The sequence below is a fragment of the Paraburkholderia nodosa genome (assembly GCF_001718195.1).
Taxonomy (GTDB): Bacteria; Pseudomonadota; Gammaproteobacteria; order Burkholderiales; family Burkholderiaceae; genus Paraburkholderia; species Paraburkholderia nodosa_A.
The window spans coordinates 1-19,416 of the sequence record NZ_MCNV01000053.1 but is presented as its reverse complement, the minus strand read 5'-3'; the positions used below and the strand labels follow the sequence as shown (position 1 = coordinate 19,416).

Sequence of the window (19,416 nt, the reverse complement as noted above, 5' to 3'; positions counted from 1 at the left end):
GGGTTCGATCACGCCGCACACGCACTTCACGGCTGAAGTGTACGTGCTGAGCAAGGACGAAGGCGGCCGTCACACGCCGTTCTTCAACAACTACCGTCCGCAGTTCTACTTCCGTACGACGGACGTGACGGGCTCGATCGAGCTGCCGAAGGACAAGGAAATGGTCATGCCGGGCGACAACGTGTCGATCACGGTGAAGCTGATCGCTCCGATCGCGATGGAAGAAGGTCTGCGCTTCGCAATCCGCGAAGGTGGCCGTACCGTCGGCGCCGGCGTGGTTGCAAAGATCATCGAGTAAGTTTTTGCCAGTCTCGTTGATCGACTAAGTGGTTTCGGGGTTGGCGATGCCGTCAACCCCAAAATGGTTTAGGGGTATAGCTCAACTGGCAGAGCGTCGGTCTCCAAAACCGAAGGTTGGGGGTTCGATTCCCTCTGCCCCTGCCAACTTCTCGCGCCTCGGCGCGTTGTTCTTTAAGGTGTTATGGCGAATCCTTCCGTCGAAACTGTTAATACTTCCAGCGACAAGCTGATGCTTGCGGCGGGCGTATTGTTGGTTGTGGCCGGGTTCGTAGGGTTCTACTGGCTCGGTAGCCAGGAGTGGTATGTCCGCGGTGCAGCGCTCGCAGTGGGCGTGATCGCGGGGGTGGTAGTCGGTCTTCTCTCGGCGCCCGGCAAGAGCTTCATCGCGTTTGCCAAAGACTCGTACAAGGAAGTTCGCAAGGTCGTCTGGCCGACTCGCAAAGAGGCCACGCAAACGACCCTGGTGGTCTTCGGTTTTGTGCTGGCCATGGCCATCATTCTGTGGGTTTGCGACAAATCCATCGAGTGGGTGATTTTCTCGGCGATTCTGGGTTGGAAATGATATGAGCGATACACCGGCATCCCCGAGCGGAAAACGTTGGTATGTTGTGCACGCCTACTCCGGCATGGAGAAGAGCGTGCAACGTGCGCTTCAAGAGCGTATCGAACGTGCTGGCATGCAGGACAAGTTTGGCCAGATCCTCGTTCCGACTGAAGAAGTCGTCGAGGTGAAGGGTGGTCACAAATCGGTGACCGAACGTCGTTTCTTCCCGGGCTATGTCCTGGTTGAGATGGAAATGACGGACGAAACGTGGCACCTCGTGAAGAACACGGCAAAGGTGACCGGTTTCGTCGGCGGGGCGCGTAATCGCCCGAGCCCGATTTCGCCGCGCGAAGTCGAAAAGATCATGTCGCAGATGCAGGAAGGCGTTGAGAAGCCGCGCCCCAAGACCCTGTTCGAAGTCGGCGAGATGGTCCGCGTGAAGGAAGGTCCGTTCACGGACTTCAACGGCAGCGTCGAAGAAGTCAACTACGAAAAGTCGCGCGTCCGGGTCTCCGTCACCATTTTCGGTCGCGCCACACCGGTCGAACTCGAATTCGGTCAGGTCGAAAAGCTGTAAATCGAATACTACGGATCGCGCCTCGAGTGCGATCCGTTTTTCCGCGCTTACGGTCCGCGTTATGGCCGTAGAGGAGCGCCAGTAGTCCAGTCGGCTGTAGATGTCGCCAAAGCAGTTGGCACAGCGAAGATTGTGGTGAACGCGCGCTACCACTCACCAGAACGCTCACGCGTTCCAAAGAGGTTTTCAACATGGCAAAGAAAATCATCGGCTTTATCAAGCTGCAGATTCCTGCAGGTAAAGCCAATCCGTCGCCGCCGGTCGGCCCGGCACTGGGTCAGCGCGGCCTGAACATCATGGAGTTCTGCAAGGCGTTCAACGCGCAGACTCAAGCCATGGAACCGGGTCTGCCGGTTCCGGTGGTGATCACGGCATTCGCGGACAAGAGCTTCACGTTCATCCTGAAGACGCCGCCGGCTACGGTTCTGATCAAGAAGGCAGCGAAGGTCGACAAGGGTTCGGCCAAGCCGCACACCGACAAGGTCGCTACGATCACCCGCGCGCAAGCCGAGGAAATCGCCAAGACCAAGATGCCGGACCTCACGGCAGCCGATATGGACGCAGCGGTCCGCACGATCGCTGGCAGCGCCCGCTCGATGGGCATTATCGTGGAGGGCGTGTAAATGGCTAAGGTTTCGAAGCGTCAAAAGGCACTGGCTGCCAAGATCGACCGCCAAAAACAGTACCCGATCGGCGATGCACTGTCGCTCGTGAAGGAATGCGCCACGGCGAAGTTCGACGAGTCGATCGACGTTGCAGTGCAGCTCGGCATCGATGCGAAGAAGTCGGACCAGGTCGTTCGCGGCTCGGTCGTTCTGCCCGCTGGTACCGGCAAGTCGGTCCGCGTCGCAGTGTTCGCGCAAGGTGAAAAGGCTGAACAAGCCAAGGCAGCAGGCGCAGAGATCGTCGGTATGGAAGACCTCGCCGAGCAGATCAAGGGCGGCAACCTGAACTTCGACATCGTGATCGCTTCGCCGGACACGATGCGCGTCGTCGGTACGCTCGGTCAGATCCTCGGCCCGCGCGGCCTCATGCCGAACCCGAAGGTCGGCACCGTGACGCCGGACGTGGCGACCGCGGTCAAGAACGCGAAGGCTGGTCAGGTGCAATTCCGTGTCGACAAGGCCGGTATCATCCATGCCACGATCGGCCGTGCATCGTTCGAGCCGACCGCGCTGCGCACCAACCTGGACGCGCTCCTCGACGCGCTGACCAAGGCGAAGCCGGCAACGAGCAAGGGCGTGTACCTGCGCAAGATCGCTGTCTCGAGCACGATGGGTGTTGGCGTTCGCGTCGACCAGACGTCGCTCGCAGCGTAATGGTTTTGCCGCGCTGAGGCTCGAAAGGGCGGCAGCGCGGATTTAAAGGGCTTTGGGCGGTTGTGCAGCGGCAGTAAGCGCGGTGCAACCGGTTGTCAAAGACCGTTGGCGGAAGTGCAGCAGTTGGGTGCTTCCTTAATGCAAAGCCAACGCAGATGGCGAACCCGAAAAGGTTTTGAAGTGCTGATGTGAGCGGATGCAGGCGGTAACGCCTGACGATGCAAACTGATTTACTCCGGACTGGTCGGTCGCCGTTGTTGAACGCGGCACATGATGCGAAAGCGAAGTGTGTCGAATCTGGAGGTTAACCGTGCCACTGAACAAAGAAGGTAAGCAGGCCGTCGTGGCTGAAGTCTCCGCGCAAGTCGCGAAGGCTCAGACCATGGTGCTGGCCGAGTATCGTGGAATCGCGGTTGGCGATCTGACCAAGCTGCGCGCGAAAGCGCGTGAGCAGCAGGTGTACCTCCGCGTGTTGAAGAACACGCTGGCGCGTCGCGCTGTCGAAGGTACCCCGTTTGCTCCGCTGGCAGAGCAGATGACTGGCCCCCTGATCTACGGCATCTCGGAAGATGCAATTGCTGCTGCGAAGGTCGTCAATGACTTCGCGAAGGGCAATGACAAGTTGGTCATCAAGGCTGGTTCCTACGAAGGCAAGGTGATGGACGTGGCAGGCGTGCAAGCGCTGGCCAACATCCCGAGCCGCGAAGAACTGCTCTCGAAGCTGCTGTTCGTTATGCAAGCTCCTGTTTCCGGCTTCGCGCGTGCTCTGGCCGCGCTGGCGGAGAAGAAGCAAGCAGAAGCTGCCTGATTTCAGGCAGACGAACGAGCAAGAGCAAGCGAGAAAGATCGCTAGCTGTTTCCGAATTCAAATCTGGAGTAATTTCAAATGGCAATCGCAAAAGAAGACATCCTCGAAGCCGTTGGCTCGATGTCGGTTCTTGAACTGAACGAACTGGTCAAGGCGTTCGAAGAGAAGTTTGGCGTGTCGGCAGCTGCTGTGGCAGTCGCTGGCCCGGCAGGCGGCGGCGCTGCTGCTGCTGCTGAAGAGCAGACCGAATTCACGGTCAACCTGCTCGAAGCCGGCGCAAACAAGGTTTCGGTCATTAAGGCCGTTCGCGAACTGACGGGTCTCGGCCTGAAGGAAGCGAAGGACCTGGTCGACGGTGCACCGAAGCCCGTGAAGGAAGCGGTGCCCAAGGCTGCTGCTGAAGAAGCGAAGAAGAAGCTGGAAGAAGCCGGCGCGAAGGCTGAAATCAAGTAAGTTTCAGCGCGCTGTGCGAAGGCTGGCGGTTTTTACACCGCCGGCCTTTTTGTGCTTTGTGGGTTCTGCGTTTTTGTGTTCGATTTTTTAGAAGTCGGAGGCGGGATGCGGGACCCAGAAGCCAAAGAAAAACGTCTTTCGCCGGGTGAGTGCCTCAAGGGCACGATCCTTGCGCACGACGCTTCTCTTTGTCTTCTGAAGCGACTGCAGAAGGCAAGTTTGGTCGGGCAGCGGGCACGTTATGACAAGCCGAAATCCGTTGCCGTCAGCCAGCGGTTGGTAGAGGCCAACCACCAAGCTTCCAGGGCTCGCGAAGCCATCGGGTCTCAGTCGGTGAACACTCGGGTCGTCCTACCCGCCGTGATTCGGAGATCGTATGCACTATTCCTTCACCGAGAAGAAGCGTATTCGCAAGAGTTTCGCGAAACGCCCCATCGTTCACCAGGTTCCTTTCCTGCTGGCTACCCAGCTTGAATCATTCAGCACATTCCTGCAAGCAGAAACGGCGACCGCACAACGCAAACCGGAAGGTCTGCAGGCAGCGTTTTCGTCCGTTTTTCCTATTGTTTCCCATAACGGCTTTGCTCGTCTAGAGTTCGTCAGCTACATGCTGTCGTCGCCGGCATTCAACATCAAGGAATGCCAGCAACGCGGCTTGACGTACTGCTCGGCGCTGCGCGCCAAGGTCCGTCTCGTCCTGCTCGACAAGGAATCGCCGAGCAAGCCGGTCGTGAAGGAAGTGAAGGAGCAGGAAGTGTACATGGGCGAAATTCCGCTCATGACGCCGACTGGTTCGTTCGTCATCAACGGCACCGAGCGTGTCATCGTCTCGCAGCTGCATCGCTCGCCTGGCGTGTTCTTCGAACACGACAAGGGCAAGACGCACAGCTCGGGCAAGCTGCTCTTCTCGGCCCGTATCATTCCTTACCGCGGTTCGTGGCTCGACTTCGAGTTCGACCCGAAGGACGTGCTGTACTTCCGCGTCGACCGTCGCCGCAAGATGCCGGTCACGATCCTGCTGAAGGCTATCGGCCTCACGCCGGAACAGATCCTCGCGAACTTCTTCGTGTTCGACAACTTCACGCTGATGCCGGAAGGCGCGCAGATGGAGTTCGTGCCGGAGCGTCTGCGCGGTGAAGTCGCGCGCTTCGACATCAGCGATCGCGAAGGCAAGGTCATTGTCCAGAAGGACAAGCGGATCAACGCGAAGCACATTCGCGATCTCGAAAGCGCGAAGACGACGTACATTTCGGTCCCCGAAGATTATCTGCTCGGCCGCGTTCTCGCGAAGAACGTCGTCGACGGCGACACGGGCGAAGTGATCGCGAACGCGAACGACGAGATCACCGAAAGCGTGCTCGAGAAGCTGCGCGAAGCGAAGATCAAGGACATCCAGACGCTCTACACGAACGATCTGGACCAGGGTCCGTACATCTCGTCGACGCTGCGTATCGACGAAACCGCCGACAAGATGGCCGCGCGCATCGCGATCTACCGCATGATGCGTCCGGGCGAGCCGCCGACCGAAGAAGCGGTCGAGGCGCTGTTCAACCGCCTGTTCTACAGCGAAGAAGCGTACGACCTCTCGAAGGTGGGTCGTATGAAGTTCAACCGCCGCGTCGGCCGTGACGAAATCGTCGGCCCGATGACGCTGCAGGACGACGACATCCTCGCGACCATCAAGATCCTCGTCGAGCTGCGCAACGGCAAGGGCGAAGTGGACGACATCGACCACCTCGGCAACCGTCGCGTGCGTTGCGTGGGCGAACTCGCGGAAAACCAGTTCCGCGCGGGTCTCGTGCGCGTCGAGCGTGCAGTGAAGGAACGCCTCGGCCAGGCCGAAAGCGAAAACCTGATGCCGCACGACCTGATCAACTCGAAGCCGATTTCGTCGGCGATTCGCGAGTTCTTCGGTTCGTCGCAGCTGTCGCAGTTCATGGACCAGACCAACCCCCTCTCGGAAATCACGCACAAGCGTCGTGTTTCCGCACTGGGCCCGGGCGGTCTGACGCGTGAGCGCGCAGGCTTCGAAGTGCGCGACGTGCACCCGACCCACTACGGCCGCGTGTGTCCGATCGAGACGCCGGAAGGTCCGAACATTGGTCTGATCAACTCGCTCGCACTGTACGCGCACCTGAACGAATACGGCTTCCTCGAAACGCCGTATCGCAAGGTTGCAGACGGCAAGGTGACCGACCAGATCGACTACCTGTCGGCGATCGAAGAAGGCCGTTACGTGATCGCTCAGGCGAACGCGGCAGTGGCTGAAGACGGCACGCTGACCGACGAACTGGTTTCGTCGCGTGAAGCGGGCGAAACGCTGATGGTCACGCCGGACCGCATCCAGTACATGGACGTGGCGCCGTCGCAGATCGTCTCGGTTGCAGCCTCGCTGATTCCGTTCCTCGAGCACGACGACGCGAACCGTGCACTGATGGGCTCGAACATGCAGCGTCAGGCCGTGCCTTGCCTGCGTCCGGAAAAGCCGGTCGTCGGTACGGGTATCGAGCGCACGGTTGCGGTCGACTCGGGTACGACGGTTCAGGCGCTGCGTGGCGGCGTGGTCGACTACGTCGACGCAGGCCGTATCGTGATTCGTGTGAACGACGACGAAGCGGTTGCTGGTGAAGTGGGTGTGGACATCTACAACCTCATCAAGTACACGCGTTCGAACCAGAACACGAACATCAACCAGCGTCCGATCGTGAAGATGGGCGACAAGGTTGCGCGCGGCGACGTGCTGGCTGACGGCGCATCGACCGATCTGGGCGAGCTCGCGCTCGGCCAGAACATGCTGATCGCGTTCATGCCGTGGAACGGCTACAACTTCGAAGACTCGATCCTGATCTCGGAGAAGGTGGTTGCGGACGACCGTTACACGTCGATCCACATCGAAGAACTGAATGTCGTTGCACGCGACACGAAGCTCGGGCCGGAAGAAATCACGCGCGACATTTCGAACCTCGCGGAAGTGCAGCTTGGCCGTCTCGACGAGTCGGGCATCGTGTACATCGGCGCGGAAGTCGAAGCGGGCGACGTGCTCGTGGGCAAGGTCACGCCGAAGGGCGAAACCCAGCTCACGCCGGAAGAAAAGCTGCTGCGCGCGATCTTCGGCGAGAAGGCTTCTGACGTGAAGGATACGTCGCTGCGCGTGCCCTCGGGCATGAGCGGTACGGTCATCGACGTGCAGGTGTTCACGCGTGAAGGCATCCAGCGCGACAAGCGTGCACAACAGATCATCGACGATGAACTGAAGCGCTATCGCCTCGACCTGAACGACCAGCTGCGCATCGTGGAAGGCGACGCGTTCCAGCGTCTCGCACGCATGCTCGAAGGCAAGGTCGCGAACGGCGGTCCGAAGAAGCTCGCGAAGGGCACGAAGATCGAGCGCGCGTACCTCGAAGATCTGGATCACTACCACTGGTTCGACATCCGCCTCGCGGACGAAGAAGCAGCGGCGCAGCTCGAAGCGATCAAGAACTCGATCGAAGAGAAGCGTCACCAGTTCGATCTGGCCTTCGAAGAGAAGCGCAAGAAGCTCACGCAAGGCGACGAACTGCCGCCGGGCGTGCTGAAGATGGTCAAGGTGTACCTCGCGGTGAAGCGCCGTCTGCAGCCTGGCGACAAGATGGCAGGCCGTCACGGTAACAAGGGTGTGGTGTCGAAGATCGTTCCGATCGAAGACATGCCGTACATGGCCGATGGCCGTCCGGCAGACGTCGTGCTGAACCCGCTCGGCGTGCCGTCACGGATGAACGTGGGTCAGGTTCTCGAAGTGCACCTGGGCTGGGCCGCGAAGGGTCTGGGCTGGCGTATCGGCGAGATGCTTGCGCGTCAGACGAAGGTTGCAGAGCTGCGTGAATTCCTCACGAAGATCTACAACGAATCGGGCCACAAGGAAGACCTCGACAGCTTCAGCGACGACGAGATCCTCGAACTCGCGAAGAACCTGCGCGAAGGCGTGCCGTTCGCAACGCCGGTGTTCGACGGTGCGACCGAAGAGGAAATGGGCAAGATGCTCGATCTGGCGTTCCCGGACGACGTCGCCCAGAACCTCGGCATGACGCCGTCGAAGAACCAGGTGCGTCTGTACGACGGCCGCACGGGCGAGATGTTCGAACGTACGGTCACCGTGGGCTACATGCACTACCTGAAGCTGCATCACCTTGTCGACGACAAGATGCACGCGCGTTCGACGGGTCCGTACTCGCTCGTTACGCAGCAGCCGCTGGGTGGTAAGGCGCAATTCGGTGGTCAGCGCTTCGGTGAAATGGAAGTGTGGGCGCTCGAAGCGTATGGCGCTTCGTATGTGCTGCAGGAAATGTTGACGGTGAAGTCCGATGACGTGACGGGCCGGACGAAGGTGTACGAAAACCTCGTCAAGGGCGACCACGTGATCGACGCGGGCATGCCGGAATCCTTCAATGTGCTGGTGAAGGAAATCCGCTCGCTCGGCATCGACATCGACCTCGACCGCAACTAATCGGACTACGGAGAGAAGGCAATGAAAGCTCTGCTCGATCTATTCAAGCAAGTCCAACAAGAAGAAGTTTTTGACGCGATCAAGATCGGTCTGGCCTCGCCGGACAAGATCCGCTCGTGGTCGTTCGGCGAAGTGAAGAAGCCGGAGACGATCAACTACCGTACCTTCAAGCCGGAACGGGATGGTCTGTTCTGCGCGAAGATCTTCGGGCCGATCAAGGACTACGAGTGCCTGTGCGGCAAGTACAAGCGCCTGAAGCACCGTGGCGTGATCTGCGAGAAGTGCGGCGTTGAAGTCACGCTGGCGAAGGTGCGTCGCGAACGCATGGGCCACATCGAGCTGGCCTCGCCGGTCGCGCACATCTGGTTCCTGAAGTCGCTGCCGTCGCGTCTGGGCATGGTGCTCGACATGACGCTGCGCGACATCGAGCGCGTGCTGTACTTCGAGGCATACGTGGTGATCGAACCGGGCATGACGCCGCTGAAGGCGCGTCAGATCATGACCGAAGAGGATTACTACAACAAGGTCGAGGAATACGGCGACGAATTCCGTGCCGAAATGGGCGCGGAAGGCGTGCGTGAACTCCTGCGCGCGATCAACATCGACGAGCAGGTCGAAACGCTGCGCACCGAGCTGAAGAACACCGGCTCGGAAGCGAAGATCAAGAAGTACGCGAAGCGCCTGAAGGTGCTCGAGGCCTTCCAGCGTTCGGGCATCAAGCCCGAATGGATGGTGCTCGAAGTGCTGCCGGTGCTGCCGCCCGAACTGCGTCCGCTGGTGCCGCTGGACGGTGGCCGTTTCGCGACTTCGGACCTGAACGATCTGTATCGCCGCGTCATCAACCGTAACAACCGTCTGAAGCGTCTGCTCGAGCTCAAGGCGCCGGAGATCATCGTCCGCAACGAAAAGCGGATGCTCCAGGAAGCGGTTGACTCGCTGCTCGACAACGGTCGTCGCGGCAAGGCGATGACGGGCGCGAACAAGCGTCCGCTGAAGTCGCTCGCCGACATGATCAAGGGTAAGGGCGGCCGCTTCCGTCAGAACCTGCTGGGCAAGCGCGTGGACTACTCGGGCCGTTCGGTCATCGTGGTGGGTCCGACGCTCAAGCTGCACCAGTGCGGTCTGCCGAAGCTGATGGCGCTCGAACTCTTCAAGCCGTTCATCTTCAACAAGCTGGAAACGATGGGCGTTGCCACGACCATCAAGGCTGCGAAGAAGGAAGTCGAGAACCAGACGCCGGTGGTGTGGGACATCCTCGAAGAGGTGATCCGCGAGCACCCGGTGATGCTCAACCGTGCGCCGACGCTGCACCGTCTTGGCATTCAGGCTTTCGAGCCGGTGCTGATCGAAGGTAAGGCAATCCAGCTGCACCCGCTCGTTTGCGCGGCGTTCAACGCCGACTTCGACGGTGACCAGATGGCTGTTCACGTTCCGCTGTCGCTCGAAGCGCAGATGGAAGCGCGTACGCTCATGCTCGCGTCGAACAACGTCCTGTTCCCGGCCAACGGCGATCCGTCGATCGTGCCGTCGCAGGATATCGTGCTGGGCCTGTACTACGCCACGCGTGAAGCGATCAACGGCAAGGGCGAAGGCATGACGTTCACGGGCGTGTCGGAAGTGCTCCGCGCGTACGAGAACAAGGAAGTCGAGCTGGCCTCGCGCGTGAACGTGCGTATTACCGAAATGGTCCACAACGAGGACAAGTCGGAAGGCGCACCGGCATTCGTGCCGAAGATCTCGCTGTACGCAACGACCGTTGGCCGCTCGATCCTGTCGGAAATTCTGCCGCCGGGTCTGCCGTTCTCGGTGCTGAACAAGCCGCTGAAGAAGAAGGAAATTTCGCGTCTGATCAACACCGCGTTCCGCAAGTGCGGTCTGCGCGAAACGGTGATCTTCGCTGACCAGCTGATGCAGTCGGGCTTCCGCCTGGCAACGCGCGCCGGTATTTCGATCTGCGTGGACGACATGCTCGTCCCGCCGCAGAAGGAAACCATCGTCGGCGAAGCCGCGAAGAAGGTGAAGGAGTACGACCGTCAGTACATGTCGGGTCTCGTCACCGCGCAGGAACGCTACAACAACGTGGTCGACATCTGGTCGAACACGTCGGAAGCGGTCGGCAAGGCGATGATGGAGCAGCTCGCGACGGAACCGGTCATCGACCGCGACGGCAAGGAAACGCGTCAGGAATCGTTCAACTCGATCTACATGATGGCCGACTCGGGCGCGCGGGGTTCCGCAACGCAGATTCGCCAGCTCGCGGGTATGCGCGGCCTGATGGCGAAGCCGGACGGCTCGATTATCGAAACGCCGATTACCGCGAACTTCCGCGAAGGTCTGAACGTGTTGCAGTACTTCATCTCGACCCACGGTGCACGTAAGGGTCTGGCTGATACGGCACTGAAGACCGCGAACTCGGGTTACCTGACGCGTCGTCTCGTCGACGTGACCCAGGATCTCGTGGTCGTCGAGGACGATTGCGGCACGTCGAACGGCGTGGCGATGAAGGCCCTCGTGGAAGGCGGTGAAGTCGTCGAAGCGCTGCGCGACCGTATTCTCGGCCGTGTTGCGGTGGCGGACGTCGTCAATCCGGAAACGCAGGAAACGATCTACGCTTCGGGCGACCTGCTCGACGAAGACGCGGTCGAAACGATCGAAAGCCTCGGCATCGACGAAGTGCGCGTGCGCACGCCGCTCACCTGCGAAACGCGTTATGGCCTGTGCGCAGCCTGCTATGGCCGCGACCTCGGCCGCGGCTCGCGCGTGAATGTCGGCGAAGCCGTCGGCGTGATCGCGGCACAGTCGATCGGCGAACCGGGCACGCAGCTCACGATGCGTACGTTCCACATCGGTGGTGCGGCGTCGCGTGCGGCAGTGGCCTCGTCGGTGGAAGCCAAGTCGAACGGTACCGTGCGCTTCACGGCGACGATGCGTTACGTCACGAATGCGAAGGGCGAGCAAGTCGTCATCTCGCGTTCGGGCGAAGCCATCATCGCCGACGATCACGGCCGCGAGCGCGAGCGTCACAAGGTGCCGTACGGCGCGACGCTGCTGCAGCTCGATGGCGCAGCGATCAAGGCCGGCACGCAGCTCGCAACGTGGGATCCGCTCACGCGTCCGATCATCACCGAGTACGGCGGTACGGTGAAGTTCGAGAACGTCGAGGAAGGCGTGACCGTGGCCAAGCAGATCGACGACGTCACGGGTCTGTCGACCCTCGTCGTGATCGACGTGAAGCGCCGCGGTTCGCAGGCGGCGAAGAGCGTGCGTCCGCAGGTCAAGCTGCTCGACGCGAACGGCGACGAAGTGAAGATCCCGGGCACGGAGCATTCGGTGCAGATCGGCTTCCAGGTCGGCGCACTGATCACCGTGAAGGACGGTCAGCAGGTGCAGGTCGGTGAAGTGCTCGCACGTATCCCGACCGAAGCCCAGAAGACGCGTGACATTACCGGTGGTCTGCCGCGTGTGGCGGAACTGTTCGAAGCACGTTCGCCGAAGGACGCAGGTATCCTGGCGGAAGTCACGGGTACGACGTCGTTCGGTAAGGACACGAAGGGCAAGCAGCGTCTCGTTATCACGGACCTCGAAGGCAATCAGCACGAGTTCCTGATCGCGAAAGAAAAGCAGGTGCTGGTCCACGACGGTCAGGTCGTCAACAAGGGCGAAATGATCGTGGACGGCCCGGCCGATCCGCACGACATCCTGCGTCTGCAGGGTATCGAAGCGCTGTCGCGTTACATCGTGGACGAAGTGCAGGACGTGTACCGTCTGCAGGGCGTGAAGATCAACGACAAGCACATCGAAGTGATCGTGCGTCAGATGCTGCGTCGTGTGCAGATCACCGACAACGGTGATACGCGCTTCATCCCGGGCGAGCAGGTCGAGCGTTCGGACATGCTGGACGAAAACGACAAGATGAACGCCGAGGACAAGCGCCCGGCAACGTACGAGAACGTGCTGCTCGGTATTACGAAGGCATCGCTCTCGACCGATTCGTTCATCTCGGCGGCATCGTTCCAGGAAACGACCCGCGTGCTGACCGAAGCGGCGATCATGGGCAAGCGCGACGATCTGCGTGGCCTGAAGGAAAACGTGATCGTCGGTCGTCTGATTCCGGCTGGCACGGGTCTCGCCTTCCACAAGGCGCGCCGTGCGAAGGAATCGTCGGATCGCGAGCGTTTCGACCAGATCGCAGCGGAAGAAGCGTTCGAGTTCGGTACGCCGGAAACCCCGGCCGCCGAGCCGCAGCCGCAACAGCCGCATACGACGGACGAGTAAGCGCGGGGCGGCGCAAGCCGCCTTTCGCTGCGGGCTCCCATGCCCTCGCAAAAGCCGCCTGGTTTTCACCGGGCGGCTTTTTTATTGGCGCGCGCGTTTCTCGCTTACGCCTGCGGCCTCGTGCCGCAGTGCCGGCCCGCTCGCTGCGCACATCGGTGAGGCGTGCTAACGTAGCGCGCCAAGTCCGCCTGTGTGGGTCTTTTCGTACGACACTGGCGGCGTTTATCTGAATCTGGAGGCGGTAATCATGTGGGTGGTCGGGGTCGGTCTCATCCTGAATCTGGTGGCATGTGTCGCCAGCTTTTCGCAGCTGCTGCATCACGTCAGCAATCAGTCCGCGGCGAACTTCTTCGCGACCTTCCTCGTGATGTGGGCTTTCCTGATCATCGGTTTCATCATGCTGCTGGCGGGCAGGGTCAAGGGCGGCGCCGCGCTGCTCACGATCGGCTCACTGATGTTCGTCGGCGCCAACGTCGTGCTCTTCGGGGCGAGCGCATTCACGATCGCCGCCGCGGTCGTGGCCGTCGTGACAATCGTCGGTGCGTTTCGGATCGCGCGCCGGCGCCTCGCTGCCTGACGAGCCCGCTTCATCCTGGTTGTTCGCGCTTGCAATCTGCGCGCGCGATTTCCGCGGTTTCTCCTGGCCGAATGGCCAATCTTCACGGTAGCGGCGGTCAAGGCGCGTCCGGGTTGGTAAAATCCGGCCCACCGCCTTTGCTCCGCACGCTCACCGCCTTCATGTCCCGTTCCCTCGAAATCCTCAACGAAGTCTTCGGCTATCCCGCGTTTAGAGGGCAGCAAGCCGAAATCGTCGAGCACGTCGCAGGGGGCGGCGATTCGCTGGTGCTCATGCCGACCGGCGGCGGCAAATCGCTCTGCTATCAGATTCCCGCACTCGTGCGGCACGAAGCCGGGCTCGGTGCCGGCATCGTCGTGTCGCCGCTCATCGCGCTCATGCAGGACCAGGTGGCCGCACTCACGGAAGTGGGCGTGCGCGCCGCGTATCTCAACTCGACGCTGAGCGGCGCCGAAGCGGCGGCGACCGAGCGGGCGCTGCGCGAGGGCGATCTCGACCTGCTTTACGTCGCGCCCGAGCGCCTCATGACGTCGCGCTTCCTCGACCTGCTCGAGCGCACGCGCATTGGCCTCTTTGCCATCGACGAAGCGCACTGCGTCTCGCAATGGGGCCACGACTTCCGGCCCGAATACATCCAGCTCTCGGTGCTGCACGAGCGCTTTCCGAACGTGCCGCGCATCGCGCTCACGGCAACCGCGGACGCCATCACGCGCGACGAGATCGCGCACCGTCTCGCGCTCGACGACGCCCGTGTGTTCGTTTCGAGCTTCGACCGGCCGAATATCCGCTACCGCATCGTCGAGAAGGACAACGCGCGCTCGCAGTTGCTCGACTTCATCCGCGCGGAGCATACGCGCGCCGACGGCACCACGGATGCCGGCGTCGTGTATTGCCTCTCGCGCCGCAAGGTCGAGGAAACGGCCGAGTGGCTGAAAGGGCAGGGCTTGCGCGCGCTGCCGTACCACGCCGGCATGGAATTCGAGGTACGCCAGAAGCACCAGGAGCTGTTCCAGCGCGAAGAAGGCGTGGTGATGTGCGCCACCATCGCATTCGGCATGGGCATCGACAAGCCGGACGTGCGTTTCGTCGCGCATCTGGATTTGCCCAAGAGCGTGGAAGGCTACTACCAGGAAACCGGCCGCGCGGGGCGCGACGGGCTGGCGGCCAACGCATGGATGGCCTACGGTCTGGGCGACGTGGTGCAGCAGCGCAAGATGATCGACGAGTCCGAAGCCGACGAGCAGCACAAGCGCGTGCAGACGGGCAAGCTCGACGCACTGCTCGGCCTGTGCGAAGCGGCCACATGCCGGCGCGTGCGCCTGCTCGCGTACTTTGGCGAAGAGAGCAAGCCGTGCGGCAACTGCGATACCTGTCTCGAGCCGCCCGCCACGTGGGACGCCACGCGTGAGGCGCAAATGGCGCTTTCGTGTGTGTTCCGCGCGCAGCGCGCGAGCGGCTTCAATTTCGGCGCCGGCCACCTGATCGACATCCTGCGCGGCAACCGCAACGAGAAGATCCTGCAGCGCGGGCACGAGAAAATCTCTACCTTCGGCATCGGCTCCGCGCTTTCCGAGCCGGAATGGCGCGCGATCTTCCGGCAACTGGTGGCATTCGGCTATCTCACCGTCGACCACGACGGCTACGGCTCGCTCGTGCTCACCGAGGCGAGCAAGGCGGTGCTCAAGGGCGAGCAGAGTGTCACGATGCGTCGTTACGTGAAACCCACGCGTACGCGGACTTCGTCAAGCCGCACCAGCGAGCGGGCCGATCCGACCCTTGGCATGAGCCCGCGTCAGCGCTCGCGCTGGGAGCGCCTGCGCCTGTGGCGCACCGAAACCGCGAAGAGCGAGGGCGTGCCGGCCTACGTCATCTTCCACGACGCTACGCTGGCGGAAATCGCGCGCAACGGCCCGGAGTCGGTGGACGAACTGCGTGACATCCCCGGCATCGGCGCGCGCAAGCTCGAGCGCTTCGGCGAGGAACTCGTCGAGGTCGTCGGCGACGAATAAGGCGCGCTGTTCCCGCACCGGGTATTCCGGACGCCGCCGGATTGTCACGGCGCTGTCACTTCCTCCGTCGTCCGAAATGTCGCAAGCCATTGACTCGCTTGGTCTTTTCGGAATATCATGCTGGGTTCCGGTCTTTGGGATGTCTGTGCTCGTCGATTGATTTGACGAAAACTAACGTCAAATACCCAGTCCGGAGTTCGATACGTATGGTTTTCCGCTTTGCCCGGAAATAAATGCGTCGATTTTGTTCAATTTCAGGAATAAACAATGCCAACCATCAATCAACTGGTTCGCAAAGGCCGCGCTTCGGAAGCTACGAAGAGCAAGTCGCCGGCCCTGCAGGACTGCCCGCAGCGTCGCGGCGTGTGCACCCGTGTGTACACGACGACGCCGAAGAAGCCGAACTCGGCACTCCGTAAGGTCGCCAAGGTGCGCCTGACGAACGGCTTCGAAGTCATTTCGTACATCGGTGGTGAAGGCCACAACCTGCAGGAACACTCGGTCGTGCTGATCCGCGGCGGCCGTGTGAAGGACTTGCCGGGTGTGCGTTACCACATGGTTCGTGGCTCGCTGGATACCCAGGGCGTCAAGGATCGTAAGCAGGCTCGTTCGAAGTACGGCGCAAAGCGCGCGAAGGCTGCGAAGTAAGAGTCAGGTGTCGTCGTGCTCGCAGGAGTGCCGGCGATAAAAGCGACAGGTGCCGGATTGGCCGGTGCTGTCGAGTAAGTGGTCACCCGACCAGGCTGGTAAGTCGTAATGGATGAATCGGGTTAGTTGGTGGCCGCGGAGCGCAAGGTGTGAACCCGCGCTTCAACTGAAAAGTTAAAGGAAGAAACATGCCGCGTCGTCGCGAAGTCCCCAAGCGGGAAGTGTTGCCGGATCCGAAGTTCGGCAACGTTGATGTAGCCAAGTTCATGAACGTGCTGATGCTCTCCGGCAAGAAGTCGGTTGCCGAGCGTATCGTGTACGGCGCTTTCGAACAGATCCAGACCAAGGGTGGCAAGGACCCGCTGGAAGTGTTCACTGTCGCGCTCAACAACGTGAAGCCGGTGGTGGAAGTGAAGAGCCGCCGCGTTGGTGGTGCGAACTATCAGGTTCCGGTCGAAGTGCGCCCCTCGCGTCGTATGGCATTGGCGATGCGTTGGCTGCGTGAAGCCGCGAAGAAGCGCAGCGAGAAGTCGATGGCCCTGCGTCTGGCAGGTGAACTCTCCGAAGCGGCCGAAGGCCGTGGCGGCGCGATGAAGAAGCGCGACGAAGTTCACCGGATGGCAGAAGCGAACAAGGCGTTCTCGCACTTCCGCTTCTAAGAGAAAGCCCCTACCGGGGTTTGCTCAAAAAACGGAAAAAATTCCGGGCGGGTGCGCTTATCGAGCGCCTCGCCCGTTTGTGTTCAGGCGCGTTGGGATCAACCCGGTCGGGATCGATCCGGCGCGCACCTCCCGATAGAGGATCAAAGTGGCTCGCAAGACTCCTATCGAGCGCTACCGTAACATCGGTATTAGCGCTCACATCGACGCCGGCAAGACGACGACGACCGAGCGCATTCTGTTTTACACCGGCGTGAACCACAAGATTGGTGAAGTTCACGACGGCGCCGCGACCATGGACTGGATGGAGCAGGAACAGGAGCGTGGCATCACGATCACGTCCGCTGCTACGACCGCGTTCTGGAAGGGCATGGGCGGCAACTACCCCGAGCACCGCATCAACATCATCGACACCCCGGGCCACGTCGACTTCACGATTGAAGTCGAGCGCTCGATGCGCGTGCTCGACGGCGCGTGCATGGTCTACTGCGCAGTGGGCGGCGTGCAGCCGCAGTCGGAAACGGTGTGGCGTCAGGCGAACAAGTACAAGGTTCCCCGTCTCGCGTTCGTCAACAAGATGGACCGTACCGGCGCGAACTTCTTCAAGGTCTACGACCAGCTGAAGAACCGCCTGAAGGCAAACCCGGTTCCGGTCGTGGTGCCGATCGGCGCTGAAGAAAACTTCAAGGGCGTCGTCGACCTCCTGAAGATGAAGGCGATCATTTGGGACGAGGCCTCGCAAGGCACGAAGTTCGACTACGTCGACATCCCGGCCGAACTCGTTGACACGTGCAACGAGTGGCGCGAAAAGATGATCGAGTCGGCTGCTGAAGCCAGCGAAGAGCTGATGGAAAAGTACCTCGGCGGCGAAGAGCTGACCGAAGCGGAAATCGTCAAGGCGATCCGCGACCGGACCATCGCTTGCGAAATCCAGCCGATGCTGTGCGGCACCGCGTTCAAGAACAAGGGCGTGCAGCGTATGCTCGACGCCGTGATCGACTTCCTGCCGTCGCCGGTGGACATTCCCCCGGTCACGGGCGAACTCGAAAACGGCGAGAAGGCAGAGCGCCGCGCATCCGACGACGAGAAGTTCTCGGCACTCGCGTTCAAGATCATGACCGACCCGTTCGTTGGCCAGCTGATCTTCTTCCGCGCGTACTCGGGCGTCGTCAACTCGGGTGACACCGTGCTGAACTCGACCAAGGGCAAGAAGGAACGCCTCGGCCGTATTCTGCAGATGCACGCGAACAACCGCGAAGAAATCAAGGAAGTTCGTGCAGGCGACATCGCTGCAGCCGTTGGCCTGAAGGAAGCAACCACGGGCGACACGCTGTGCGACCCGGCGAATCCGATCATCCTGGAGCGCATGGTGTTCCCGGAGCCGGTGATTTCGCAGGCCGTCGAGCCGAAGACCAAGGCTGACCAGGAAAAGATGGGCCTCGCCCTGAACCGCCTGGCGCAGGAAGACCCGTCGTTCCGCGTCCAGACGGACGAGGAATCGGGCCAGACCATCATTTCGGGTATGGGCGAGCTCCACCTCGAAATTCTGGTCGATCGCATGAAGCGCGAATTCAACGTGGAAGCGACCGTCGGCAAGCCGCAGGTTGCATACCGCGAAACGATCCGCGCTACGGCGAAGGACGTCGAAGGCAAGTTCGTCAAGCAGTCGGGCGGTCGCGGCCAGTTCGGTCACGCTGTCATCACGCTTGAGCCGAACGAGCAGGGCAAGGGCTACGAGTTCCTGGACGAGATCAAGGGCGGTGTGATTCCGCGCGAATTCATCCCGGCGGTGGACAAGGGTATCCAGGAAACGCTGAAGGCTGGCGTGCTGGCGGGCTTCCCGGTCGTCGACGTGAAGGTTCACCTGACGTTCGGTTCGTACCACGACGTTGACTCGAACGAAAACGCGTTCCGCATGGCCGGCTCGATGGCCTTCAAGGAAGCAATGCGCAAGGCAAGCCCGGTCATCCTCGAACCGATGATGGCTGTGGAAGTCGAAACGCCGGAAGACTACATGGGCAACGTGATGGGCGACCTGTCGAGCCGTCGCGGTATCGTCCAGGGCATGGAAGACATGGTTGGCGGCGGCAAGATCGTTCGCGCCGAAGTGCCGCTGTCGGAAATGTTCGGCTATTCGACGTCGCTGCGCTCGCTGTCGCAAGGCCGCGCAACGTACACGATGGAATTCAAGCACTACGCAGAAGCACCGCGTAACGTGGCCGACGCGATCATCAGCGCGAAGGCGAAGTAAGCATCGGCATTCAGTTGACCATGCGGCGAACCAGGCATGGGTCTGGTTCGCATCGCTCAGTCACCGATTCACCACTTTTTTGAAAGAAGAGAAACATGGCAAAAGGTAAATTCGAACGGACCAAGCCGCACGTGAACGTGGGCACGATCGGTCACGTTGACCACGGCAAGACCACGCTGACGGCAGCGATCACGACGGTTCTGACCGCCAAGTTCGGCGGCGAAGCGAAGGCGTACGACCAGATCGACGCAGCGCCGGAAGAAAAGGCGCGTGGCATTACCATCAACACCGCGCACGTCGAGTACGAAACGGCTAACCGCCACTACGCACACGTCGACTGCCCGGGCCACGCTGACTACGTGAAGAACATGATCACGGGCGCGGCACAGATGGACGGCGCGATCCTGGTGTGCTCGGCCGCTGACGGCCCGATGCCGCAAACGCGTGAGCACATCCTGCTCGCCCGTCAGGTTGGCGTGCCTTACATCATCGTGTTCCTGAACAAGTGCGACA

Annotated in this window: 14 protein-coding genes, 1 tRNA gene and 1 pseudogene; all 16 read left to right on the top strand. The window is 61.1% G+C overall.

Features of this window, described 5'->3' with window-relative positions:
• Positions 1-298: pseudogene (gene tuf, locus BFD71_RS38120) on the top strand (elongation factor Tu); the annotation flags it as partial.
• 70 nt (positions 299-368) lie between these two features.
• Positions 369-444 (top strand) — tRNA-Trp (locus BFD71_RS38115).
• A 37-nt stretch (positions 445-481) separates the two neighbouring features.
• On the top strand, positions 482-862 hold the full coding sequence (gene secE / locus BFD71_RS38110; protein ID WP_028208940.1) for a preprotein translocase subunit SecE: 381 nt from the start codon (positions 482-484) through the stop codon (positions 860-862).
• Position 863: 1 nt separating this feature from the next.
• A complete protein-coding gene (gene nusG / locus BFD71_RS38105) occupies positions 864-1,421 on the top strand; it encodes a transcription termination/antitermination protein NusG (RefSeq protein WP_028208939.1) in 558 nt (185 codons plus the stop codon).
• 191 nt (positions 1,422-1,612) lie between these two features.
• On the top strand, positions 1,613-2,044 hold the full coding sequence (gene rplK / locus BFD71_RS38100; RefSeq protein WP_069269337.1) for a 50S ribosomal protein L11: 432 nt from the start codon (positions 1,613-1,615) through the stop codon (positions 2,042-2,044).
• Positions 2,045-2,740 (top strand): 50S ribosomal protein L1, encoded by a 696-nt coding sequence (gene rplA / locus BFD71_RS38095; RefSeq protein WP_069269336.1) that lies wholly within the window; start codon positions 2,045-2,047, stop codon positions 2,738-2,740. It begins immediately after the preceding gene.
• Positions 2,741-3,050: 310 nt separating this feature from the next.
• Positions 3,051-3,548, top strand: coding sequence for a 50S ribosomal protein L10 (gene rplJ, locus BFD71_RS38090; protein ID WP_069269335.1), 498 nt, complete (start codon positions 3,051-3,053; stop codon positions 3,546-3,548).
• Between the two features lie 78 nt (positions 3,549-3,626).
• Positions 3,627-4,001, top strand: a complete 375-nt coding sequence (gene rplL / locus BFD71_RS38085; RefSeq protein WP_027821097.1) for a 50S ribosomal protein L7/L12 — start codon at positions 3,627-3,629, stop codon at positions 3,999-4,001.
• Positions 4,002-4,377: 376 nt separating this feature from the next.
• Complete coding sequence (gene rpoB / locus BFD71_RS38075) at positions 4,378-8,484, top strand: DNA-directed RNA polymerase subunit beta (protein ID WP_069269333.1); 4,107 nt, start codon at positions 4,378-4,380, stop codon at positions 8,482-8,484.
• 21 nt (positions 8,485-8,505) lie between these two features.
• The gene (gene rpoC, locus BFD71_RS38070; protein WP_069269332.1) at positions 8,506-12,759 is read left to right on the top strand and encodes a DNA-directed RNA polymerase subunit beta'; all 4,254 of its coding nucleotides are present in this window, start codon (positions 8,506-8,508) and stop codon (positions 12,757-12,759) included.
• A 247-nt stretch (positions 12,760-13,006) separates the two neighbouring features.
• A complete protein-coding gene (locus BFD71_RS38065) occupies positions 13,007-13,336 on the top strand; it encodes a hypothetical protein (protein ID WP_141710958.1) in 330 nt (109 codons plus the stop codon).
• 161 nt (positions 13,337-13,497) lie between these two features.
• Positions 13,498-15,345 carry a DNA helicase RecQ gene (gene recQ, locus BFD71_RS38060; RefSeq protein ID WP_069269338.1) on the top strand — a complete coding sequence of 616 codons (1,848 nt, stop codon included), beginning with the start codon at positions 13,498-13,500 and terminating at the stop codon, positions 15,343-15,345.
• A 267-nt stretch (positions 15,346-15,612) separates the two neighbouring features.
• A complete protein-coding gene (gene rpsL, locus BFD71_RS38055) occupies positions 15,613-15,993 on the top strand; it encodes a 30S ribosomal protein S12 (RefSeq protein WP_027797953.1) in 381 nt (126 codons plus the stop codon).
• Positions 15,994-16,181: 188 nt separating this feature from the next.
• A complete protein-coding gene (gene rpsG / locus BFD71_RS38050) occupies positions 16,182-16,652 on the top strand; it encodes a 30S ribosomal protein S7 (RefSeq protein ID WP_006053291.1) in 471 nt (156 codons plus the stop codon).
• A gap of 148 nt (positions 16,653-16,800) precedes the next feature.
• Positions 16,801-18,903, top strand: coding sequence for an elongation factor G (gene fusA / locus BFD71_RS38045; RefSeq protein ID WP_069269330.1), 2,103 nt, complete (start codon positions 16,801-16,803; stop codon positions 18,901-18,903).
• A 95-nt stretch (positions 18,904-18,998) separates the two neighbouring features.
• The coding region (locus BFD71_RS38040; RefSeq protein WP_141710957.1) for a GTP-binding protein at positions 18,999-19,416 on the top strand (418 nt) is incomplete at its 3' end.